Genomic DNA, 23,002 nt, shown 5'->3' on the forward strand with positions numbered 1-23,002 from the left:
GTCGGCCCATGCCACTTCGGTGCAGAACGACGCCTGCGCGCGCAAAGGCTCGCAGGTGGTGCAGCAAACCGTGCAGGTGATCGAGGAAATCTCCCAGGACCTCAACGCCGCCGCGCGCAGTATCGATGCCGTGAGCAAACAGTCGGAACTGATCGGGCAGATCGTCCAGACCATCCGCAGCATCGCCGACCAGACCAACCTGCTGGCCCTCAACGCGGCCATCGAAGCGGCGCGCGCTGGCGAGCACGGACGCGGTTTTGCGGTGGTCGCCGATGAGGTGCGTAACCTGGCGGCGCGCACCAGCAAGGCGACCCTGGAGATCGTCGAAGTGGTGCGCCAGAACCACGACCTGTCGTTGACTGCCGTGGCCAGCATGCAGTCGAGCCTGAGCCGCACGGGCCTTGGCGTGGAGCTGGCCAACGAAGCCGGTGAGGTGATTCTGGAAATCCAGCAGGGCTCGCAGCATGTGGTCGATGCGATCAGCCAGATCAACTCGACCTTGCAGTTGCACTGACGCGCTGATTGAGCTCGGTCTCGAGGGTCTGCAGGCTCAGTTCCAGGGCCCTGGCCAGGGCCTGCAGGTGCTCGATACCGGCGTCGCCGACACAGGCTTGCTCAAGCGCTTCGCAGCGCTGCACCACGCCCCGGGCCTTGAGCATCTTGGCGCCGCCCTTGATCCGGTGAGCCAGGCTGCGCAAGGCATCGCGGCTGGGCGTCGGGCCGAGGGCGCGCAGGGCCTTGAGGTCGTCGCCGTTGCTCTGGGCCAGTTCCCGTAGCAGGCGTTCGACCAGTTGCGGGTCGCCCAGGGTCAGGTACCTGAGGTTGTCGACCTCGAAGCCGCTGGCATGTGCTTCAAGGTTATCGCTTGCCACTACCGGCGCAGCCGGGCTGTCGATGCCGGTCAGGTGACGGCGCAGTTCATTGAGACCGATCGGCTTGAACAGGCAATCGTTCATGCCGCTGGCCAGGCAACGCTCGCGCTCTTCGGCCTGGGCGTTGGCGGTCAGGCCGAGGATCAGGCAGGGCTGGCGTTGCTGTTGCTGCTCCTCATTGCGCAGACGCCGTGCCAGTTGATGGCCGTCCATGCCGGGCATATGGCAATCAGTGATGACTACCTCGACCTGCCCCTGCAGCCACAACCCCAGCGCCGCCTGGCCATCGCCGGCCTGGCTGACCTGATGGCCGAGCACGCTCAACTGGCGCTCAAGCAGCATCAGGTTGGCCGGGTAGTCGTCCACCACCAGGATGTTCAAGGCCTGCGTGGCTGGCGCTTGCTCGATCGGCGCCACCGGGGCGTGCACCACCGTCGCCAGCGCCAGTTGCAATTCGATATCGACGCGGGTGCCGCGGCCCGGGCTGCTGCTCAGGCTCAGGCGGCCGCCCATCAGCTCGCACAGGGTGCGGCTGATCACCAGGCCCAGGCCGGTGCCCTGGCGCGCGGGTTGCTCGCCCACCTGGGCGAAGTTGTGGAACAAGTGCGCCTGGTCTGCAGCGCTGATGCCGATGCCGCTGTCTTGCACGCTCAGCAGCACCCGACGCAGTTGCCCGGGTTGCGCCGGGCCGTAGCGCAGGGTGACTTGCACCTGGCCCTGCTCGGTGAACTTCAGGGCATTGCCCAGCAGGTTCGAGAGCACTTGCTTGAGCCGCAGCGGGTCGACCATGAGGCCTTCGTCGAGGGTCTGCAGGTCGGTGACCAAGGCCAGGCCCTTGAGCCGCGCATTGCCCTCGAACACGCGCACGGTGGCGGCGACCAGGGCAGTCAGGTCGGTCGCTTCGGCGTTCAGTTGCATGTGCCCGGACTCGATGCGGGCGATGTCGAGAATGTCGCCGATCAGCGCCAGCAGGCCGTTGGCCGAGTCGAAGGCGACCTGCAGCGACGCACGGTCGGCGCGGCCCTGTTCGGCGTCCTTGACCGCAAGCTCGAGCAGGCCGATCACCGCGTTCATCGGCGTGCGGATTTCATGGCTCATGGTCGCCAGAAAGGTGCTTTTGGCGCGGCTGGCATCGTCGGCCTGGTCCTTGGCCAGGCGCAGCTCTTCGAGCAGGCGTTTGCTGAAGCCCAGCTCATGCTGCAATGCCTGCTGGGCTTCGCTGCGCTGGCGGATAAGGCTGCGCAGGTAGCGGTTCCAGAACACCACGCAGGCGATCAGCAGGCTGGCGACGATGAGGATCTGTACGATCAGCGAGCGGTAGTTGTACCAGGGGCTGTCGCTGATCAAGGCGTTGGTGCGCCAGCGGTTGGTCAGCTTCGCCAGTTCGTCGGGCGGGATGCTGAGCAGGGCTTTGTCGATGATGGCGTGGAGTTCGGTGGCCGGCAAAGCCGTGGCAAACGAGGAGGTAATCGGTTGATCGCCGTACAGTGAGGCGATGCGCAGGCGATCCTTGAACAGCCGGCTGATGAAGTAGGCGGCGTTGATACGCGAGCTCAGCACCAGATCGACGCGCTTTTGCGCCAGCGCCTCCATCAATGCGAGCGGGTTATCGACCTCGATCAGCGTCAGCGACGGGTAGCGTTCCCGTAGTTGGGGCTTCAAGGGTGAATCGCGGATCACCGCCAGGCGTTTACCCTGCAACTGCTCCGGCGTTTGCCCGTCGTCGCTGTCAACCCGGCTGACCAGCACCCAGGGATCGACCAGGTAGGGCCGGGTGAAGTTGACCTGCCTGGCGCGGTCGGGGCTATAGACCAGGGTCCCGGCCAGGTCGGCTTTGCCCTGTTGCAGCAAGGTGATCGCGGCGGCGCCGGCATCGGCTTCGACGAACTCGAATTTGAGCCCCGTGCGCAGGCTGATCTGCTCCAGCACATCGGCGGTAATGCCACGGACCTGCTGCTGGTCATCGTAGAAGTTCAAGGGCGCAAAATATTTGTTGACCAGCACTCGCACAATCGGGTGCTGTGCGATCCAGCGGCGCTCCTCGGTGGTCAACACCAGCACGTCGCGATCCAGCAGCATGCTGGTACTGCCGCTGCTCCAGCGGCGCAGGATGTTCAGCCGCTCGGTTTCGCTGGTGACCGCCAGTGACTGGTTGAGCAAGCGCAGCAATCGGTCGTTGCCACGAGCCAGGGCAAAGGCGAAGGTTTCGCGCTCGTGCCTGACGAAGTGCGAGATCTGCACACTTTCCTGAAAGCTCTTGCCGATCAGGTAGTCACTGCTGATGGCATCGCCAACAAAGGCGTCGGCCTGTCCCAGCGACACTGCCGACAAGCCGGCCATGGTCGAGGAGTACAGCTGCAGGTGGGCTTTGGGAAACAGGTGCTGGACTTCTTCATCCGGCAGGTAGTGATCGACCATGGCCAGGCGCAGCCCGTCCAGTTCGTCATCGACGGCGCGGGTCTTGCCCTGGGGCGTGACGATCACCGGCAGGTCGTCGGCATAGGGTTGGCTGAGCACCAGTTGCGCATCGGCGGCTTCAAAGCCATTGGAACTGCCGAGCAGGTCGATGGCCCCGGTGTGCAGGGCAGTGATTGCCTGTTGACGGCTGTTGTAGCGGCGAACCTCTACCCGGATGCCCAGCAGCTCGCTGATCAGCCCGGCGTAGTCGGCGGTCAGGCCTTCGTATTCGTTCTGGCTGACGTTGATATCAAAAGGCGGGTAGTCCGGGCGCGAGGTTCCCAGGCGCAGCACGGCTTTTTCCTTCAGCCAGCGCCGGTCATCTGCTGACAGGGCCACGCCTTCGCCGCCGACCACCGAACGCGCCAGTAATGTACGTGGCTCGCCGGGCTCATCGGCCAGGCTGCTGTCGAGCAGCAACAGCGGCAGGCAGCCCAGCACCAGGGCCAGCAGAGCAGGGCGGATGTTCATGATGGGCTCAGATCACCTGGTTACGAGTGGCCAGAGCCATTAACTCGACGAAAGATCCTACCTGGAGTTTCTCCATGATCCGGCTTTTGTAGGTGCTGATGGTCTTCGGACTCAGCAGCATGCGTTTGCCGATGTCGTTATTCGACAGCCCGGCCGCAAGCATGCGCAACACTTCCATCTCGCGGTGCGACAGGCTGCCCAGACGATCTTTTTCGCTACCCAGCGGGCCGCGGTTGGCCGACATGTCCGGGAAGGTCGAGTAACCCTTGATCATGGCTTTCAAAGCGAAGATCAGTGCCTCCAGGTCCTCGTCTTTGTGGACGAAGGCGGAGCTGCCTGCATCCAGGCAGCGCCGGGCGAACAAGGCGGCCGGCTGACCGGTGAGGACCATGATTTTCGGGGTTTTTTCCAGCAGGTGCAGGCGCTTGATCACGCTCAGGCCATCGAGCCCGGGCAGGCCGATATCGAGGATTACCACGTCCGGGCGCAGCTCGCGGGCCATTTGCACGGCGGCCACGCCGTCACCGGTTTCACCGACTATTTCGTAGCGGTCACGCTCGAGCAGCATACGCACCGCAAGACGAATCGTGGGGTGATCATCGACGATGAGTACCGTAGGCATTGGCGCAACTCCTTGACGAAGAGGGTAGGCCGTTTCCTGAATCATTCAGGAAGACGAATCGGGCCGGAGCCGGCGAGTCGCCAACGATACGTCGAATCAGGTTGCAAGAGTATGGGAAGTATAGAGGCGTTGAAAATTGTGGTAGGAATTGTCGAAAATTCCTACGCACTTAAGTTGTGGCTTGTCGGGGTGAATGACTCGGCCTGAGACCTGCGAGGCCAGCTTCCATCCCCCACTCACTCCATCAGAACGACGTGGTAAACGAGGCGAAGTACGCCCGGCCCGCTTCGTTATAGGTCAGTGCCCCGGCTTCATCGGAGTTGCCCTCGCGGTACAGGCGCTTGTCGAACAGGTTGTTGACGCCCACGCGCATGCTCAGGTTCTTGGTGAACTCGTAACCGCTGCTGATGCCGACAATGCCATAGGGATCGACGTCCTTCTGCACCTTCTTGTCCAGGGTTTCATTGGCCCGGGCGTTGTAGGTCGGCGCTTCCTGCTTGCCGTAGTAGGTGCCGTTGAGCTGGAACGACAGCTTGTCGGTGACATTCCAGTCCAGGGTCGAGTTGACCGTGTACTCGGGATGATGCTCAGCGGCTCGCCGGTTTTCTTGTCCTTGGACTCGATCATGTAGGTGAAGTTGGTGTTCCAGTCCAGCGCCGGAGTCAGCTCGACGAACAGGTTGCCCTCAACCCCTTGCACCACGGCCTTGCCGGTGTTTTCCCAGCGCAGGATGCGCCGGCCGTTGGGCAGGCGGAACAAGGTCTGGTTTCCGGCTTCGATCTTGTTCTTGTAGTCGTTACGGAAGTAGGTGGCGCTGGTGCGCCAGGTGCCTTTGTCGTAGGCCAGGCCCAGTTCCTTGTTGACGCTGGTTTCCGGGTCGAGGTTGGCGTTGCCCAGCAGGTAGCAGCCGCCGTTGTTGACTTCACCGGAGTTGCAGCCCGTACCGCGGCTGTACAGCAGGTAGTTGGGGTTGGCCTGGTACAGGTTGGGGGTCTTGTAGGCGCGGGCGATGCCGCCCTTGATGCTCAGGGCCTCGGTGATCTGGTGCGAGGCGTTCAGGCTCGGGCTCCAGTTGTCGCCGTAGTCTTCGTGGTGGTCCAGGCGCAGGCCGGGGTGACGATGGTGTTTTCACCGACTTCGATGTTGTCCTCGGCGTACAAGGCAAAGCTGCGCGCGGTGGATTTGGTCTGGGTGCGGTCAAAGCCCGGCAGCTCGGCACCCGGGTCATAGCTTTGCGGGCGCAGCGAACCCGGGTCGTTGAGCGACTCGTAGAGGTACTCGCCGCCCAGGGTCAGCACCTGCTCCAGGCCCATGCTCAGCGGCAGGTTGACCTCGCCGGTGGCGCGGGTGTTGCGCAGGCGCGACTCGAAGCGCCCGGCACCGCCCGATGGCGCGCCTTCGCCCCAGCCGGCCAGGCCTTCGTTGAGACGCTCGTTGCGGGTCAGGTCGTAGGACAGCGAGGCGGTCGAGGTGCCCCAGTCGTAGTCGCCACGGTGGGTCAGGGCAAAGCTTGAGCGCTGCATGACGTTGGTTTCCTTGCCCACCTGGCTCTCGACGAACTCGCCGCCGGCGTTGAGCATGGTGTCGCCGGCAAAGATGTTGCCCTGGCGGCTGTAGCTGGACTCCAGGTCGACGGTGTTGGCCGGGTCGATCTTCCAGCTCAGCAGGCCGTTGATGTCCTTGTTGCGCACACCTTCGCGGCCGGCCATCAGCGATTCTTCATAGGCCTGGTGCGCCGAGTTGATCTTCATGTCGTCGGCGTCGGTCTTGTTCAGGTTGCCGTACACGCGAAAGATCAGGCTGTCGGTGAGCGGCCCGCTGAGGCTGAAGTTGACCCGCTTGCCGGTGCCTTCGGAGTCGTCCTCGGGGAGCATGGTGTAGAGGGTCATCGAGCCGCGCAGGTCCTGGGTCGGGCGCTTGGTGATGATGTTGACCACACCACCCATGGCACCCGAGCCGTAGCGTGCGGCGGCCGGGCCGCGGAGGATCTCGATGCGTTCGACTTCTTCGGCCGGCACCCAGTTGGTTTCGCCGCGGGTGTCGCGGTCGCCGCTCCAGCCGTAGCGCACGGCGTTGCGCGAGGTCGACGGCTTGCCATCGATGAGGATCAGGGTGTTTTCCGGGCCCATGCCGCGCAGGTCGATCTGGCGGTTGTTGCCACGCGCGCCGCTGCTGCTGTTGCCGGTGAGGTTGACCCCCGGTTCGCGGCGGATGATGTCGGAAAGATCGTTGACCGGCGGACGCTTCTTGATGTCTTCAGCGGTGATGATCGACACGCCTGGCGCTTGCTTGAGCTCCTCTTCGGCGGTGCCCAGCACCCGGGTGTTCTCCAGCTCGATCGCCTGCCGGCTGCCGTCCACTGGCAGGTCGGTGGGCTGCACCTGGACTTCATCCGGTTGCAGCTCCAGGGGCGCTGCAGCCAGTGCCGTGGAACCCAGGGTGGCCAGCAAGGCAATGCTCAAGCGGCTGAGGTTGAAGCGCGACACCATGTCAGATCTCTCCTGAAACAAAGGGTGAACGGCCTGGACGGAAGGGCCGGGCCGTTCGGGAAGTCGAGAATGATAAGAATTACCATTCGCGTGTAAACCCTTAAGGAGAAAAATAAAATATTAACGAAGCAGGGCGGTAAAACCCTGCTACGGCGATTCCGACAGATTAATGGCAAAAGGCCTTTAGAACTGTAGGGATGCTGCCAGGCTTGAGGTGCGGCCGGGTGCCGGCATCATGCTTTGCGACATGGGGTCGAGGTAGTACTGGTCGGTAAAGTTGTAAACATTGAAACTGACCTTGAGTTCGTCGCTGACCTGGTAGTCGGCAAAAAAATCATAGATGCGCGCTTCCAGGTAGTGCTGCTGCGGTGTGGTGGTGCCTACGTGCCAGCTTTTGTCCAGCACGTACATCGGCCCGCTGGTGTAGCGCATGCGTATGCCACTGGCCAGTTTCTGCTCGAAGGCCTTGGCCCCCAGCACCAGGTTGACGCTGTAGCGCGGCGGGTTCTGGGTGTTGGTGTAGGAACCCTGGAAACCGCCGGTGGTGCAGTCCGGCGTTTCGCTCTTGCCGCCGTCGCGCAGGGCCTGGGCAAAGGCGCGGTCGCAGGTTTCGGCCTTGATGTTGTAGACGTACGAGGCGTCGGCGAACCACCAGGCACTGTCGTAGTGGCTTTGCAGCTCGATGCCCTGGGTGGTGAAGCTGTCGACGTTGCGGATCTTCAGCTCGCCGTTGAAACCGGGGCGGCCCTTGGGGTTGTAGCGGTAGTTGCGGGTGACCATGTCATCGATGGTGTTGTGAAAGTAGGCCAGCTTGAACCCGGCCTGGTCGTTGTCCAGCAGCAGGTTGCTGCCCTTGAACGATGCGCCGACCTCGAAGGTTTTCATTCGCTCCGGGCGCAAGTCGTAGTTCGGTTCTGCCGACCAGCTGCCCAGGGTGGTCTCGAACAGCGACGGCATGCGCATGCCCTGGTTGTACAGGGCATACGCCATGACATTGGGGGTAAAGGCATAGCTGACGCTGTAGGCCGGGGCGAAGCCGTGGCCAGACAGTTCGGCGTTGTCGGCGAAGCCTGCAAATTCGGCGTTCCACCATGGCTCGTCGGGGCCGGCCCCGGCCGGCGCGGCATACAGCGCCTGGCGGTTGCGGTCGTAAATGCGGTAACCGCTGTAGCGCCCGCCAGCGGTGAAGGTCAACTGCGGGACCGGTTTGTATTCCAGGGCAGTGCTGAGGCTGTATTCGTGGCGATAGCCATTGCGTTCGATGCGGTTGTTTTCCAGGTCGTCCTGCCACGGCTTGCGGCTAGGGTCGATGCTTTCGTACTGGTACGAGGCGCCATAGGTCAGGGCGTAGTCGCCGCTGCCGGTCAGCAGGCGGCTGGTGTTGCTGATGTCAGTGCCGACCTTGAGGTTGCTCAGGTCGGACTTGAGCGATTGGCGGTAGTGCTCGCTTTGCTCGTCCTGATAGCCCTGGCCGCGTTGCGGCGCGGTAAAGCCGACGTTGTTGTACATGATGCTGCGCCCGAAGGTTGCCCAGGCATGACCGTTGAGGTCGATGTAGCGGGCCAGGCTGTCGTCCTCGGGGCGCCATTTGAACTCGCTGGTGAGGGTGTGCAGCTTCATGTTGCCGGGCTTGAACTGGATCATCTGGTTGGCGCCGCTGTAGTCGTAGACCGGGTCGAGGGTCTCGCGCACAAAGCAGCCGGTGCTGTCCCACATATTGTCGCCGTCCGGCACCGGGGCCGCGATGGCCGAGCATTGCTGGTAATACTCGGGGGCGGCGCTCATCCAGAAGGCTTCGTCGTAGCGGTCGATGTCTTTTTTGAAGTCGCCCAGTGGCTGGGTCATCGACGGGCCTGAGCGGCCAATCTGCGAGGGCATGATTTCGCCAAAGCTCGAATCCATGTAGCGGTAGCCCAGGCCCAGCTCCAGGCCGTTGTCGCGGTACAGGGTGCCCTTGAGCATGAAGGATTTGTTGTGGGTGCTGGAGTTGAGCACCTCTTCGCCGGGCCAGTAGTTGCGTGCCACGGTGTTGGCATCGACCAGGGCGCCGCCACTGATTACCGAGGTGTCGTAGCGCGAATAACCGTGCTTGCCGGCAAAGTAGTTGTTGTTACGTCGCTCGGCGTAGGCGGCGACCACATCGAAAGCTTCGTCCTTGTGGGCGAAGGCCAGGCTGCGCGACCAGTCGTGCGCGTGCAGCAGGTCGTTGCGCTCGGTGCGTGGGCGCACCCGATAGTCGCTGGGGACGTCGGCGCTGCTGTTGTCCGCCAGCGAGCCGCGCAGGCGCCAGCCGGTGGTCTCGCCGGGCTTGAGGATGTCATCGACGGTCAGTGTCTGCATCTCGACCGAGCCGCCGATGGCGCCGGAAGCACCGGCGTCCAGGCTCGGGCCCTTGTTGACGGTGACGCTGCTGATCAGGTCCGGGTCGATGTAGGCGCGCTGTGCAGTGCCGGCGTAACCGCGGTAAACATCCAGCGACTGCTGGCTGCCATCGACCTTGACCGGCACCCGGCCCTGGCCCTGGATGCCGCGGATGTTGACTTCGATGCCGCCGCCGTTGCGCCCGTCGGAGGTCTGCACGCCAGCGATGCCGGCGAGCAGGTCGGCATTGGAGCGACCGCGAAAACGCTCCAGTTGCTCCAGATTGCGGGTTTCCACCGAGCGTGGCACGCCGTAGTCCTTGAGCCCGTCGTCCTCGGCTTGGCCCTTGACCCGGGTGGCGCCGAGCTCCAGGGCATCACTGGCGTGCGCGGAATTTTCGATCAGCACCCGGCCGTCGTCACTGAAGTAGGCGCTCAGGCCGCTACCGGCTAGCAGTTTGCTCAAGGCCTGGGCCGGCGCGTAATGGCCCTGCAGGCCCAGCGACGGCTTGCCGGCGGTCAGGCGCGCATCCACCGACAGCAGCAGGCCGGCACTGGCGGCGAACTGGGTCAGGGCCTGGTCGAGGGTGCCAGCGGGAATCTGGTACAGGCGTTGTTCCTGGCGGGCAGCTTCGGCCTGGGCGGGCATGGCCAGGCTGCAGCAGGCGCTGCCGAGCAGGCCGGCGAGCAATCCGCTGCGGATTGCCAAGCTCAGGGGGGACGGGCAGGGGGGCGGCAGGTTCGGCATCCCGAAGACTCCTTTGAGAATGCGTATTGGTTAGTTTTGATGACTAACCCGAACGAGCGGCGCAAACCGACAACGGCTTGCGCAGTTATTTTTGCGAAAGTGCAAGCACGGGCGGTCAACGCGCGGTGACGGTCACCCAGTAGCGGCTCAGGTAGTGCACCCGGATCGGCAGGCTGTCTTGCAGGGCGGCGAGGGTGCGCTCGCTGTCGGCGAGGGCAAATACGCCGGTGATTGGCAGTTCGGCGATGGCCGGCTCGCAGCGGATGACCCCGCGCCGATGGCGGCCCAGTTCCTCGAGAAAGCGCCCCAGCGGCTGGCGCTCGGCAATCAGCCGGCCGTGCTCCCAGGCAATGCTGTTGCTATCGGCCGGATGCTGTGGCCCGCAGCCCTGGCGGTTGAACCACAGGCCGTGGCCGGCCGTGAGCAACTGCTCGGTGCCCGCTCCGGGTCGAATCATCAAGGCGCCTTCGAACAGCTCGACGCGGCTGCCACCCCGCAGCTCGCGCACGGCAAAGCGGGTACCGAGGGCCTGTACTTCACCGGCCAGGGTCTGGACCTTGAGCGGCCTTGGGTCTTTGCCGCTGGTCAGCAGCAGCTCGCCTTCGAGCAGGTGGATGCGCCGCTCTTGTGCGCTGAACTGGATGTTGACGCTGCTGCGGCTGTTGAGCAGCAGCTGGCTGCCATCGGCCAGTTGCAGGCGGCGCACTTCGCCGGGGGCGCTGCGCTGGTCGGCCATCGCCTCGCGCCACGGCAGGTGCTGCTGGCCCAGATAGCCACTGCCGCCCACCAGCAGCAGGACGCACAGCTGCCTGAGCAGAGTACGCCGGCTCTGGCGCTCTTCGAGCACGCTGCGGGCAGTTTGCGCAGGCACGGCGGCGAGGGTCTGCTGCAGGGTTTGCAGGCGCTGCCAGGCGCGCCGGTGCTCGGCATCGGCCGCTTGCCAATCGGCAAACGCCAGGCGTTGCCCGGCATCCAGCGGGCCGTCCCAGTGCAGCATCAGCCAGTGGCTGGCCTGCTCGACAATCGCCGCGTCGATCGGTGCATCGTTTACCGCGCTCATTCGCTGTAGAGCACCTGGTAGCAGGCCTGGATGGCGCGGATCATGTACTTTTGCACCGAGCTTACGGTGACCCCCAGGCGCTCGGCGATCTCGGCATAGCCCAGGCCTTCGAAGCGCGACAGCAAAAAGGCGCTGCGCACCTTGGCCGGCATGCTGTCGAGCATCTGGTCGATCTGTTGCAGGGTCTGCAGGATTATCGCGCGGGTCTCCAGCGACGGCGTTTGCGGTTCGTCCAGGTGGGCGATGCTGGCCAGGTACGCCTGCTCGATGCGTTGCCGGCGCCACTGGTCGATGACCAGGTTGCGCGCCAGTTGCACCAGGTAGCTGCGGCCCTCGTCGTGGCCGGGCAAACGGCCGCTGACCAGCAGGCGCAGGAAGGTGTCGTGGGCGATGTCGGCAGCACGCTCACGGTCGCCCAGGCGCTTGCGCAGCCAGGCCTGCAGCCAGCCGTGGTGATCGCGATAGAGGCCATGGAGCTGTTGCTGGGGAGCGGGGGAGGTAGGGGACACCCGGAGATCCTGAAACATGAAAGATGCAGTTGCGAATTGTTCGCATTATAAGGGCAAAAAAAGAACCGTGACCAGCCTGTCGGCGAGTCACGGTCAAGGGGGGGAGAATCAGATTGCCGGCGATGGGGCGCGAAGCGGCCCCGAATTAATTACTGCTGCAACACCGTCGCCTGGTTACCCGCACCAAACTGCTGGATGGTCGCGGCCATGTTTGCGCCGCTCTGGTCGACCATCGCCTGGTTGGCCGAGCCGCCCTGGGTCACGTAGGCGACGTTGACGCCGTCGGTCTGCTTGATGTTGGCCTGGTTGTTGTCGCCGTACAGCTGCCAGGTGTAGCTCTGGTTGCCGCTGCCCGATTGCTCGACCTTGACGCTGTTGCCGGCGCCGCTGCTGACGCCGGTGGCGTAGTTGGCGGTGCCGCGCTGGTCGGCGATCAGCAGGTTGTCGCTGCCGTTCTGTTCAAAATACAGCTCGTTGTTGTTGTCGACCTGGGCAAGTTCGGCGCTGTTGCCGCTGCCGTTCTGGTTCAGGCGGGCGAGCTGGGTGCTGCCGTCCTGGGTGAAGTTGGCACTGTTGCCGCTGCCGTTCTGGTTGACCTCGGCGCGCTGGGCGCTGCCGAACTGGCCGCCGGACTTGTCGCCCTTCCAGTTACTGGCGAGGATCTTGTTGCCGGTGCCGGTGGAGCTCACCGTGAGCACGTGGTTGTCGCCATTCTGGTAGGTGTAGTGGACGTTGCCCTGGCCGTTCTGGAACACCGTGGTGGTCGACTGCTGCGATCCGAACTGGTCGGCATAGCTGGCGTTGAGGCTGCCGGCCTGGGTGATGCTGGCCACGTTGCCCTCGCCGAAGCTCTGGTCGAGCACGCTTTCGTTGGTTTGCCCGTACTGGGTCACCGTGGCCTGGCTGCCCAGTTGGGTGTCTTGCCAGACTTCGCTGGAGTTGGCGCTGCCGGTCTGGCTGATGGTGACGCTGCCATCCTGGCCTTCGCGCTGATCGCCATAGGCCCAGTTGTCATCGCCGGCCTGGTAGATGCCGATCTGGCCATTGTTGTAGTTCAGGTGCTCGGCGGCGCTGTAGTTGCCGCTACCGGCCTGGATGCTCAGGGCGTTGTTGCCGCCGCCTCCGTACTGCTGCTCGACAAAGGCGCGGTTGTTATCGCCAAACTGCAAGGTGGTGCCCTGGCTGCCGGCCTGGGTGTCCTGGTAGATGAACGAGAAGTTACCGGTGCCTTGCTGGGTCTGCTGGGCGCTGTTCTCGACCCCCAGCGACTGGCTGGCGTGGGTGTTGTTCAGGGCCCCGGCGTTTTGCTGGTTGATCTGGCTGCCGAACTCGTACAACTGCTCGGCGTAGCCGGCGTTGTAGTCGCCGGTGCCGCTTTGCTGGATCTGGCTGTTGCCCCCGTCCTGCTTGGCGGCGTGGTTGTTGCCCAGGCCCAGCTGGTTCTGGGTGGTGGTACTGAGCGGCGCGGCGGTCTGCTTGACCTCGGCGATGTTCTCGGTGCCGAACTGGCTCTGGGTCGACTGGCTGTCGTCAGCCATGGCCTGGCCGGCAACGGCCAGGACAATGGCGGCGCTTAAAGGAGCGAGCTTGAACATGGTGGTGCCTCCAGGTTTAACGGTATTGGTTGACCTGCACGCGCTGCCCGTTGCCGGCCTGGATCACCGAGCTGGAAAGCCCGCTGCCGGCCTGCTCGATGCTGGCGCTGTTGCTGTTGCCGTATTGCTCGATCTGCGCGCGGTTGTTGCTGCCGCTCTGGCTGATCGAGGCGCTGTTGCCGTAGCCCTGCTGGCTGATCGAGGCCATCAGGTCGTTGCCTTGTTGCAGGATGTACGCCTCCTGCGCGCCGCCTTGCTGGACGATGCGCCCGAGCAGCGCCTGGCCGTCCTGGCCAATCGCTGCGCGGTTGCTCTGGCCGTTCTGCTCGACCAGCGCCTGCTGGCCACTTGAAGGCGCCAGTGGCTGCATCGACAGCTCGCCCAGGTCGCTGCCCATGGCCAGGTCAGCGTTGTCCATCAGGTCGTCGGCCAGGGCGCCCTGAGCGCTCAGGCTCAGGCACAGCAGCAAGGTGGTCAGGCGCGCCATGGTCGTTCTCCTGTGGTTACTGCACGGTGACCGGCACAGTGCGCACGGTGCCCAGGCTGGTGGTGACGGTTGCCGTCGGTGCCGGTGTGCTCGGCGCGACGCTGTTGGTGACGCTCAGCCGCCAGCGTCCGGTCAGCGGTACCGGGGTGGTGCCCAGGCTGACCAGGCCGGTCGGGGTGCTGACCTGCACGGTGACGGCGTTGAGCAGGATCGCCGAGGTGGTGCCGGAGATATCCCATGTAAAGCGACCGCCAGCTCGCGCCGTGACCGTTGCGGCGGTGACGGTGAAGTTCTCTGCCGGTGGCCGTGGCGACACCTGCACCGTGACCGTGGCCGGTGCCGACAGGGCACCTGCGCTGTCGCGGGCGATGTAGGTGAAGGTGGTGCTGAACGCGGCCAGGATCACTGCCGGCGGGGTGTAGGTGACCTGGTTGCCGTCGCTGCTGACCGTGCCGCGGCCCAGCGCCGGCTGGGTAACGCTGGCGACCGTCAGTGGTACGTTGCCATCCGGATCGCTGTCGTTGCCCAGCACGTTGATCGGCAAGGCCACGCCGAGGGTGCTGGCGGTGTCATTGACAGCCAGCGGCGGCTGGTTGGCAGCGACGTTGACGGTGACGTTGGTAACGGCCGATTTCAGCCCTTTGCTGTCCTGGGCACGGTAAGTGAAGGTGGCCACCAGCGGCGCATTGACCACTGCCGGTGGGGTGTAGGTGACGGCCGTGGTGCCGTTGAGCACCACCGTGCCCTGGCCGGTGGCCGGCTGGGTGAGGTCGCTGATGCTCAGCGGCACGTTTTCGTCAGGGTCGCTGTCGTTGGCCAGCAAGTTCAGGCTCAGCGGCACGCCAACGCGGGTGCTGCCGACGTCGGCCTGGGCCACTGGCGGCTGGTTGGCGGCGTCGACCGGGGCATTGCCGATTACCACCACCGGCTCGCTGTCGCTGCCGCCGGCGGCGGATTTCACCGTCACGATCGCAGGCGGCTGGCTCAGCTCGTTGACCGTCAGGGTCTGCAGGGTGCCGGACTTCGACAACCGCCCGTAACCCTGGGCGACCAGGTCGGGCACCTGCACTTCATCGCTGGAGCTGGCCTCGATGCGCAGGCGCTTGTTGGCCCAGTCATAGCGGGCGGTGGTGACCTTGACCACGTCGCTGAGCTTGCTCGACAGCGCGGTGGGGCGGGTGGCGCCGGTCGGGTCGCTGGCGGTGACGACGATGACTGGCGGCGGTGCGGCGCTGCTCAGGTGCTGGGCGAAGAACAGGCCATTGTTGTCGGCCAGCAGGTTGAACTGGCAGGGCGAGGGCGGGGTGCCCGGCACCAGCGCAAGGGTCTCGCGCATGCACAGCGTGGCGTTGTTCGGCGCCTTGGCGAACACCTCGACGCGGGTGCCGTCCGAGGTGCGCCGGTAGCTGGCCCGCTGCAGTTCGGCAGGGGTTTGCTTGCGTGGGTCGAGGACCTTGCCGGAGACCGTGAACAGGTTGGTCTGGATGGTCCCGGCCGGGCCCTGGATGCGCACGAAGTTGGTGTTGTTGGGGCTGCCGGTGACCGCTTCGGTGATGTTCGGGTCGCCGACGTAGGTTTCGCTGGCGCCGGTGTCCGGGTTGATCTCGGTGTAGGGGCCGCCGACGCCGCGCAGGAACGGCCCGATCGCGCCGTTGAGCACGCCGCTGAAGTTGCCCGGGGCGCCGATGCCGATGTCGCGGGTAATGTTGATGGCGCGGCGCCCGGCGGTGGTGACGTTGACCGTCTCGACCCCGTACGGGTGGGTGATCACGTAAGTGCCGGTGCGCGGCACCGAGGCGCGGATACGGATACGGGCGAAGCTTTGCTGGTCGCCGTCCACCGGGTTTTCGGCGGCAAACGCCGCCTCGATACCGGCGACATAGACTTCCAGCTCGTAACCGCTGTTGCCCACTTCAGGGATTTCGGTCTCGGCCAGAAACCAGAACATCTCCGGCGGCCAGTTGTCGGGGAACACCAGCGGCAGGGCGTCGTCGTACACCCCGGGCTCCGGCAGCAAGGTACACATGTAGGCCGGCGGCACCGAAACCGCTACCCGCGAGCTTGCCGCCCGCGACTGGCACAGCTCCAGCGACAGGTTGCCGTGGTCCTGGTACCACATCGGGTAACGCCCGGTGGCCAGGGTGTAGGGGCCGGGATCGACCGCCTTGAGGCCGGCCCAGGCAGTGCCGGCCAGCGAGAGGGAAAGCCCGGCTGCGCAGAGCGCCAGGCGTGGCCAGTTGTTCATGCTGCCTCCTGCTACGGGACGTGGCGTAAGAGTGTTCATGGCACGAGCACCACTTCTTCGCTGTCGCTACCGCCGTTGGTGCTGGTCACCGTGACCTTGGCGGGCGGAATCGGCGACAGGCCGGTGGTGAGGGTCTTGACCGCGCCATTGCCGCTCAGGGTGCCGATCGTGGCGCCGTTGCCGGTGCGGGCGCTGAGCACTGGCGGGCTGGTTTCGTCGCTGGTGCTGGCAACCAGGGTCAGTTGCCCGGAGGCCAGGCTGTACTCGGCGCGCTCGATCACCACCAGGTCGGTCAGCGCCAGGGTCAGGGTGGTAGGGGTACTGGTGGAGATCGCCAGGCTGTTGTCGGCGGTCACCTGCAGGTTCAGCGGCAGCGACGGGTTGAGCACCGACTGGGCGTACCAGGCGCCAGTGGTGTTGGCCTCGCTGAGGTTGAGGTTGGGGGTCTGGCTGACCAGGGTGGCGGTCGCCGGTGGCGGCGGGGCCTGTACGAACAGGTCCTGCTGGGCGCGCAGGTCGCCGTTTTCGCTGTGCCGCGAATAGGTGCTGCGCTGGGCGATCACCGGGGTCGGGCGGGCGACGGTGGAGAGCTTGCCCGAGACCGAGAACAGTTCGGTACGCAAATCCAGGCCGTTGGGGCCCTCGATGCGCACGAAGTTGGTGTTGAACGGGCTGCCGGTCACCGCTTCCTGCAGGTTCGGGTCGCCGATGAAGCGTTCGCTGGCGCCAGTGGCCGGGTTGGTTTCGCTGTAGGGGCCACCAGCACCGCGCAGGAACGGGCCGACATCGCCCTTGAGCGCGCCGGTGTAGGTTTTCGGCGAGCCGATACCGATGTCGCGGGTCATGTTGATTGCCCGCCGCCCGGCCGCCGGTACATCGAACACTTCGACGCCGTAGGGGTGGGTGACGATGTAGGTGCCTGGCGTGGGCACGTCGACGCGGATACGCACCCGGGCAAAGCTGACCTGGTCACCGTCGACCACGTCTTCGGCAGCGAAGGCGGCCTCGATGGCGGTGCCGTAGGTCAGGTCGATGCCGCTGGCGGCGTCGGTGATGGCGGCATCGGCGGTGAACCAGAAGGTTTCGTCGGGGTAGTTGCTCGGGAAGCTGATCGGCCGGGTGTCGTCGAACACCCCGGGGGCGGGGTTGAGCACGCACATGTATGACGGCGCCCCGGGTGCGCCGGGCACCCGCGAACTGACCGCCTTGGACAGGCACAGGTCGAGCACCCGGCCATGGGTGTCCTGGTACCAGGCAGCAAAGCCGCCGGTAGCGGGCAGGTAAGGGCCGGGGTCTACTTCGAACAGGGCGGCCTGGGCCGGTGCCTGGATAATGCTCGCCAGGATCAGCAGAGCCAGTGGGTGGGGCGTTGGACGGTGCATGAGTCTTCCCTCTTGCATTCGGGCCCATGGACTTGGGTCGTCTGCACAGGCATCGGCAACATCCGTACCAATTTATTCTCAAGACCCTGCAGGCCTTGCTGCACAAGGCCTGGCGTGCGGTTACAGGGTGTCGGCAGAGCCACTCGACTCGGGGCGCTGGCCCCAGGGTTGGGGGCAAGTGGGGCAAGCGGGCGGGGGAATTGCGCGGGCTGGGCTATAACCTAAGGAGCGTTCATTCGGGAGTCAGTGATGAGCAGCCAGCCACGCCTCGATTCGTCGTCCCTGCAGCTCGCAAGCCCGGCCCCGGCCGCCGCGCGCAAGCCGTTCAACCTGCTGCGCTGGTACGCCTTCGTCAGCCTGGCGATCATCCTTTCAGTGGCCGTGGGCCTGGGCTTGATCTCCAGCCGCTTCGTGATCAACGAAAGCGTCGAGCGCGACGCCTTGCTCACCGCCCAGTTCATCCAGGCCATCGCCCTGGCCGAAGTGCGCCACGTGTCGATCCCCAACGTGCGGACCATGGGCGAATTGCTCGACCCGCGCCTGGACCAGGCCTTCCCGGATGTCGACCCCGAGGCCCGGCGCAGCGCCCGGGGCGAGTTCCTCGACCATATCGCCCACCTGCCCGACGTGTTGCTGGCCAATATCTACGCCCCGGACCGCATGGTCATCTGGTCGAGCAACCCGGCGCTGGTGGGCAAGATGATCGACGCCGATGACGACCTTGACCATGCCTTCGACCAGAAGATGCGCGTCTCGGCCAGCTACCACGACGTCGACCAGGCGCGCAGCGAGCAGAAGTTCATTACCCCGCCCGAGCAGTTGTTCATCGAGAACTACATCCCGCTGTTCGATGCCGAGGGCGGCAACGTCACTGCCATGGTCGAGATCTACAAGGAGCCCCGCGACCTGATTTTGCGTATCGAACGCGGCCTGTTGCTGATCTGGCTGGCCACGGCGATCGGCGCGGGGCTTGTGTACATCGGCCTGTACGGCATCATGCGCCGCGCCGCCCGGCAGTTGGCGGTGCAGCAAAAGCGCCTGATCAACAACGAAACCTATGTGGCCCTGGGCGAGATGTCGTCGGCGGTGGCCCACAGCCTGCGCAACCCCCTGGCGAGCATTCGCTCCAGCGCCGAACTTGCCCAGGAGATCGAAGAGGGGCCGGCGCAGAAGAACATCGGCGACATCATCAGCCAGGTCGACCGCATGTCCCACTGGGTGCGCGAGCTGTTGCAGTCGCTGCGGCCCTTGAACGATACCCCGGAGCCGGTAGACCTGCTGCGGGTGCTGCAGGACAGCCTGCAAGGCTTTGCCCCGCAACTACTGCGCCAGGGCGTGCGCCTGCAGATGGGCGAGTTGCCCCAGGTTCAGGTGCTGTGCCAGCCGGTACTGCTCGGGCAGATCTTCAACAGCCTGATCGCCAACGCCCTGGAGGCCATGCCCGAAGGCGGTGAGCTGCGTGTCGAGCGGCGCCGGCACACGCGCCAGGGCCTGACCCTGCAGTTGTGCGACAGCGGCAAGGGCATGACCGAGGAGCAGCAACGCATGGCCTTCAAGCCGTTCTTCAGCACCAAGCAAGGCGGACTGGGGGTTGGCCTGGTGCTGGTGCGGCGGATCATGGAGCGCTTTGGCGGAACGGTGAAGCTCAGTAGCGAGGAGGGGCAGGGTACGTGTGTGTTGCTGACGTTCAGGGTGGTGGGGAAGTAACGGATAAAGAACTTTAATAAATACTAATAACTATATGAATTTAAACACATTGCTGTTTTTTAGCTCCCGCAGGGTAAAGACCCAGAACTGGGGGTGGTTTTCCAGCATCACTCTTCGTAAATAATATTAGGTAGTAGGAATAACCTATTGATAATTAACGAATACACATCCTGATACAGATGTGGCCAGGTAATTGCAAAACGACATTACCGGTCCCTGAATCTGGGTGAAGATGATGAAAACCCCAAACCCCACGCCTCTTGTCCTGAGCATCGCCCTGGCCATTGCCTTAATGGCTGATGCCAACGCCAGCCGCCTGGATGATGTCGAGCCGCCAGAGCCTGGCGACCCCTCGGCCTTCAGCGATCCACCCGCCGACAGCGCCGCAGCGTTGAACAACCTGCTGTCGCTGCCCGAGGCCAATCTCGGCGCCTTCGACCTGCCCGAGGGCGAGGGCGACCGCACCACCCCGCGCCAGGAGAACGAGCGCCCGCCAGCGCTGCAAACCAGCTTCAACTACCCCACCAATGGCGCCCCCAGCCCGATGTTCGGCGCCCAGCCGTTCAGCCAGCAACTGCTGCTGTTCGAAGAATTCGGCCCGACCCGCCTCGACCCGACCACCCCCGCCGGGCTGCTGGTGTTCCCGGCGCCCAGCACCGGCCCGGCGCCGCAGCAAGACCCGCTCAACGTCGCGCGCAGTGCGCCGTCCGGGCCGTTGCTCGATGCCTTTCTCAAGCAGCCGGGCCTGACTCCGTTCCCCGGCCAGTTTGCCAACGTTGTCGACCGTAACCCCTGGCAGCAGCAGATCGAGCTGTTCCTCAACCGCCACATCGGCTCTGCCGCCGAAGGCCGGCCACCAGGAAAGGGCTGGTCGCACCAGCGCTGGAACGAGTTCTACCCCCAGGCCGTCTACAAAACCGCGCAAGCCGGGGCGCGGATCAACAGCGGCCTGCGTGACGCCATGCAGATGCACCACTACAGCGTCGGCGAGTTCGGCCCCGGCGGCCTTTACTACAACACCGCCGGCCAGGCCAACACCCTGGGCACCACCAAGGGCGTCGATACCCGCTTCCACCCCAACATGCCGCTGCAGGATCACAAGTCGCTATGGACCTTCGACGGCACCTTGCCGGCCAAGCTGTTGATGGTGCGATACGGCCAGCCGCTGCTGATGCGCCATTACAACGCCTTGCCGATCGACCCCGCCGCCAACCACGGCTTTGGCCTGCACACCATCAGCACCCATGAACACAACGGCCACGCCCCGGCCGAAAGCGACGGCTACGCCAACGCGTTCTTCTTCCCGGGCCAGTACTACGACTACCGCTGGCCGATCCAGCTGGCCGGCTACGACAGCATCAACACCCGCGCCGAAGACCCGCGCGCGGCGTTCCCCTGCACCCCGGGCGAAACCCTGTGGGTCAACGACGCCAACCCGGGGCTGAAAACCTGCGAGAACGGCAGTATCCGCATTCGCGGCGACTGGCGCGAAACCATGAGCACCCACTGGTTTCATGACCACATGCTCGATTTCACCGCGCAGAACGTCTACAAGGGCAACGCTGCGATGATGAACTACTACAGTGCCCTGGACCGCGGCAACGAGGCCTTCGACGATGGCGTCAACCTGCGCCTGCCCAGCGGCTCGGCGCTGTCGTGGGGCAATCGCGACTATGACCTCAACCTGCTGATCGCCGACAAGGCCTGGGGCCAGAACGGCCAGCTGTGGTTCAACCCGTTCAACACCGACGGCTTTCTCGGCGACCAGATCCTGGTCAACTGGCAATACAAGCCATACCTCGACGTGCGCGCCCGCAGCTACCGCCTGCGCATCCTCAACGGTTCGGTGTCGCGCTACCTGAAGCTGGCGCTGGTGCGTGAAATCAAGGGCAGCGGCGGCGAGTTCGCCGGGCCCAAGGGTTCGGGGCTTTCCTATGCGCGGGTGCCATTCCACATGATTGCCAACGACGGCAACATCATGGAGCACGCGGTGCCGTTCGACGGCAGCATGGACCTGGACGCCAACGGCGACAAACAGGACCACAACGCCATCCTGCCGACCCAGGGCATCGCCGAGCGCTTCGACATTGTCGTCAACTTCGCCAAGAACGGGATCAAGCCCGGCGACAAGCTGTTCCTGCTCAACCTCCAGGCCCATGACACCGGCAAGGGCCCCAAAGAGGCCATTGCCCTGGCCGACGTGCTGTCGGAGAAGTATCAGGCGGTGATCAAGCAGACCAGCAAGGGCCCGCAATGGGATAAAGGCGACCCCACCGTCAACAAGATCCTGCAGTTCAACGTCAAGCCCTACAGCGGCCAGGACCTGGCCATGGACCCGGCCGCCTACGAGCCGGCCAAACCCGGCAAGGCCGAGGGCAAGGTGATGATCCCGCTCAAGCTGCACCGCGACAACCCGGCGGACATCGCCCGCCTGGCCCAGGCCCGCCATCGCACCTTCATCTTCGGCCGCTCCGATGGCACCGACCAGGCGCCGTGGACGGTCAAGACCGACGGCGGCTTTGGCTATCACATGGACCCGCGCCGGCTCAACGCCGCGCCTCAGCTGGCCACTGGCCCCACCGACGCCGGCGCCAGCGGCTTCGGCACCCTGGAAATCTGGAAGATCCAGAACGGTGGCAACGGCTGGAGCCACCCGGTGCACGTGCACTTCGAGGAGGGCATCATCCTCAGCCGCGGCGGCAAGGCGCCGCCGGAATGGGAAAAGTGGGCGCGCAAGGACGTCTACCGGATCGGCAGCGAAGCCGACGGCCTGGACAACGTCGAGGTGGCGATCAACTTTCGCGAATTCGCCGGCACCTACATGGAGCACTGCCACAACACCCAGCACGAGGACAACTCGATGCTGCTGCGCTGGGACATCGAGCACCCCGGCCAGTTGCAGTTGATGCCAACGCCCTTGCCCAGCTGGGACGGGGTCAAGTACGTCAACTCGGCGGCGCTGCCGACCTGGCGCAACGGTGATGGCAAGGGCCCGCAGGTCAAGGTCGGCAAGTAGCCGGGGGAGGTTGCCATGGGCGTTATCGCACGTTGCCTGTTGCTCTGCTGGCTGTGCAGCAGCCTGCCGGGGCTGGCCGAGGAGGCCACGCCCTGGGGGGCGCAGTACTTCCCCAATACCGAGCTGATCGACCACAACGGTGAGCACCTGCGCTTTTTCGACGACCTGATCAAGAACAAGGTGGTGGTGATCAACTTCATCTTCACCGGTTGTGGCGATTCCTGCCCGCTGGAGACCGCGCGCCTGCGCCAGGTCCAGCAGCTGCTGGGCGAGCGGGTCGGGCGCGAGGTGTTCTTCTACTCGATCAGCATCGACCCGCTCAGCGATACCCCCGAGGTGCTCAAGGCCTACGCGGCAAAGTTCAAGGTGGCGCCCGGCTGGCGCTTTCTAACCGGCGACAAAGGCCAGATCGATGCCTTGCGCCGCAGCCTGGGCCTGTTTATCGAAGGCGTCGACAACGGCCGCAGTCGCGACCACAACCTCAGCCTGATCGTCGGCAACCAGGCCACCGGGCGCTGGATGAAGGCCTCACCCTTCGAAAACCCGTGGATTCTCGCCGACCAACTGGCCAACAGCCTGCAGAACTGGAAGCAACCCAGTAGCGAGCAGAGCTACGCCGATGCCCCGCAGATTCGCCCGCCGAGCAGCGGCGAAGAGCTGTTTCGCACCCGTTGCGCCGCTTGTCACAGCCTCGGCCCGGAAGATGGCCAGGCTACCGGCCTGCGCGCGGTCGGCCCGGACTTGCTCGGCGTTACCCGGCGCCGCGAGCAGCGCTGGCTGAGCCGCTGGATCCGCGAGCCGGATCGCATGCTCGCCGAGCAAGACCCGCAGGTCATGGCGCTGTACCGGCAATACAACGGCGTGGCCATGCCCAACCTGCGCCTGAACGAGGCCGATGCCCAGGCCTTGCTGGCGTTTCTCGAGCAGGAGGCCGAACGCCAACAGCCATAAAGGCAAAATACTATCACTGGCGCCGTGGCCA

Annotated in this window: 12 protein-coding genes and 2 pseudogenes; 4 read left to right on the forward strand and 10 right to left on the reverse strand. The window is 64.8% G+C overall.

Going from position 1 to position 23,002, the window contains the following annotated elements:
- Positions 1 to 82: 82 nt before the first annotated feature.
- Positions 83 to 514: pseudogene (locus tag LOY22_RS27050) on the forward strand (methyl-accepting chemotaxis protein); the annotation flags it as partial.
- On the opposite strand, the gene LOY22_RS12115 reads toward LOY22_RS27050, so the two are convergent.
- The 10 genes and pseudogenes from LOY22_RS12115 to LOY22_RS12160 all read right to left on the reverse strand — a co-directional run bounded on the left by LOY22_RS12115 (position 489) and on the right by LOY22_RS12160 (position 17,297).
- On the reverse strand, positions 489 to 3,800 hold the full coding sequence (locus LOY22_RS12115; RefSeq protein ID WP_258597606.1) for a transporter substrate-binding domain-containing protein: 3,312 nt from the start codon (positions 3,798 to 3,800) through the stop codon (positions 489 to 491). The pseudogene LOY22_RS27050 and the gene LOY22_RS12115 sit on opposite strands and share 26 nt — an antisense overlap.
- A 7-nt stretch (positions 3,801 to 3,807) precedes the next feature.
- On the reverse strand, positions 3,808 to 4,422 hold the full coding sequence (locus LOY22_RS12120; RefSeq protein WP_258597607.1) for a response regulator transcription factor: 615 nt from the start codon (positions 4,420 to 4,422) through the stop codon (positions 3,808 to 3,810).
- Positions 4,423 to 4,666: 244 nt separating this feature from the next.
- Positions 4,667 to 6,911: pseudogene (locus tag LOY22_RS12125) on the reverse strand (FepA family TonB-dependent siderophore receptor).
- 183 nt (positions 6,912 to 7,094) lie between these two features.
- Entirely contained in the window at positions 7,095 to 10,019 is a 2,925-nt protein-coding gene (locus tag LOY22_RS12130; protein ID WP_258597608.1) for a TonB-dependent receptor, read from the reverse strand.
- Positions 10,020 to 10,134: 115 nt separating this feature from the next.
- Positions 10,135 to 11,079, reverse strand: a complete 945-nt coding sequence (locus LOY22_RS12135) for a FecR domain-containing protein (protein WP_213601445.1) — start codon at positions 11,077 to 11,079, stop codon at positions 10,135 to 10,137.
- A complete protein-coding gene (locus LOY22_RS12140; protein WP_258597610.1) occupies positions 11,076 to 11,588 on the reverse strand; it encodes a sigma-70 family RNA polymerase sigma factor in 513 nt (170 codons plus the stop codon). The genes LOY22_RS12135 and LOY22_RS12140 overlap by 4 nt, the downstream gene beginning before the upstream one ends.
- A 149-nt stretch (positions 11,589 to 11,737) precedes the next feature.
- Positions 11,738 to 13,183, reverse strand: coding sequence for a curlin (locus tag LOY22_RS12145; RefSeq protein WP_213601443.1), 1,446 nt, complete (start codon positions 13,181 to 13,183; stop codon positions 11,738 to 11,740).
- 16 nt (positions 13,184 to 13,199) lie between these two features.
- Positions 13,200 to 13,670 carry a curlin gene (locus LOY22_RS12150; protein ID WP_045198721.1) on the reverse strand — a complete coding sequence of 157 codons (471 nt, stop codon included), beginning with the start codon at positions 13,668 to 13,670 and terminating at the stop codon, positions 13,200 to 13,202.
- A gap of 16 nt (positions 13,671 to 13,686) precedes the next feature.
- Positions 13,687 to 15,915, reverse strand: coding sequence for a cadherin-like domain-containing protein (locus tag LOY22_RS12155; RefSeq protein ID WP_258597611.1), 2,229 nt, complete (start codon positions 15,913 to 15,915; stop codon positions 13,687 to 13,689).
- A 35-nt stretch (positions 15,916 to 15,950) separates the two neighbouring features.
- Positions 15,951 to 17,297, reverse strand: coding sequence for a hypothetical protein (locus LOY22_RS12160; protein ID WP_258597612.1), 1,347 nt, complete (start codon positions 17,295 to 17,297; stop codon positions 15,951 to 15,953).
- A gap of 249 nt (positions 17,298 to 17,546) precedes the next feature.
- On the opposite strand from LOY22_RS12160, the gene LOY22_RS12165 reads away from it, so the two are divergent.
- The 3 genes from LOY22_RS12165 to LOY22_RS12175 all read left to right on the forward strand — a co-directional run bounded on the left by LOY22_RS12165 (position 17,547) and on the right by LOY22_RS12175 (position 22,971).
- The gene (locus tag LOY22_RS12165; RefSeq protein ID WP_213601437.1) at positions 17,547 to 19,004 is read left to right on the forward strand and encodes a HAMP domain-containing sensor histidine kinase; all 1,458 of its coding nucleotides are present in this window, start codon (positions 17,547 to 17,549) and stop codon (positions 19,002 to 19,004) included.
- A 235-nt stretch (positions 19,005 to 19,239) separates the two neighbouring features.
- Positions 19,240 to 22,020 (forward strand): multicopper oxidase domain-containing protein, encoded by a 2,781-nt coding sequence (locus tag LOY22_RS12170; protein ID WP_258597613.1) that lies wholly within the window; start codon positions 19,240 to 19,242, stop codon positions 22,018 to 22,020.
- 15 nt (positions 22,021 to 22,035) lie between these two features.
- Complete coding sequence (locus LOY22_RS12175; RefSeq protein ID WP_258597614.1) at positions 22,036 to 22,971, forward strand: SCO family protein; 936 nt, start codon at positions 22,036 to 22,038, stop codon at positions 22,969 to 22,971.
- Positions 22,972 to 23,002 lie beyond the last annotated feature (31 nt).

Origin of the sequence: Pseudomonas sp. B21-035, from assembly GCF_024748945.1 — a bacterium.
In the GTDB taxonomy this organism is placed as follows: domain Bacteria; phylum Pseudomonadota; class Gammaproteobacteria; order Pseudomonadales; family Pseudomonadaceae; genus Aquipseudomonas.

Excerpts from the sequence above, each read along its gene's own strand:
- LOY22_RS12115 (WP_258597606.1), bottom strand. The coding sequence starts at position 3,800 with ATGAACATCCGCCCTGCTCTGCTGGCCCTGGTGCTGGGCTGCCTGCCG.
- LOY22_RS12120 (WP_258597607.1), bottom strand. The coding sequence starts at position 4,422 with ATGCCTACGGTACTCATCGTCGATGATCACCCCACGATTCGTCTTGCG.
- LOY22_RS12130 (WP_258597608.1), bottom strand. The coding sequence starts at position 10,019 with ATGCCGAACCTGCCGCCCCCCTGCCCGTCCCCCCTGAGCTTGGCAATC.
- LOY22_RS12135 (WP_213601445.1), bottom strand. The coding sequence starts at position 11,079 with ATGAGCGCGGTAAACGATGCACCGATCGACGCGGCGATTGTCGAGCAG.
- LOY22_RS12145 (WP_213601443.1), bottom strand. The coding sequence starts at position 13,183 with ATGTTCAAGCTCGCTCCTTTAAGCGCCGCCATTGTCCTGGCCGTTGCC.
- LOY22_RS12150 (WP_045198721.1), bottom strand. The coding sequence starts at position 13,670 with ATGGCGCGCCTGACCACCTTGCTGCTGTGCCTGAGCCTGAGCGCTCAG.
- LOY22_RS12155 (WP_258597611.1), bottom strand. The coding sequence starts at position 15,915 with ATGAACAACTGGCCACGCCTGGCGCTCTGCGCAGCCGGGCTTTCCCTC.
- LOY22_RS12160 (WP_258597612.1), bottom strand. The coding sequence starts at position 17,297 with ATGCACCGTCCAACGCCCCACCCACTGGCTCTGCTGATCCTGGCGAGC.
- LOY22_RS12165 (WP_213601437.1), top strand. The coding sequence starts at position 17,547 with ATGAGCAGCCAGCCACGCCTCGATTCGTCGTCCCTGCAGCTCGCAAGC.
- LOY22_RS12170 (WP_258597613.1), top strand. The coding sequence starts at position 19,240 with ATGAAAACCCCAAACCCCACGCCTCTTGTCCTGAGCATCGCCCTGGCC.
- LOY22_RS12175 (WP_258597614.1), top strand. The coding sequence starts at position 22,036 with ATGGGCGTTATCGCACGTTGCCTGTTGCTCTGCTGGCTGTGCAGCAGC.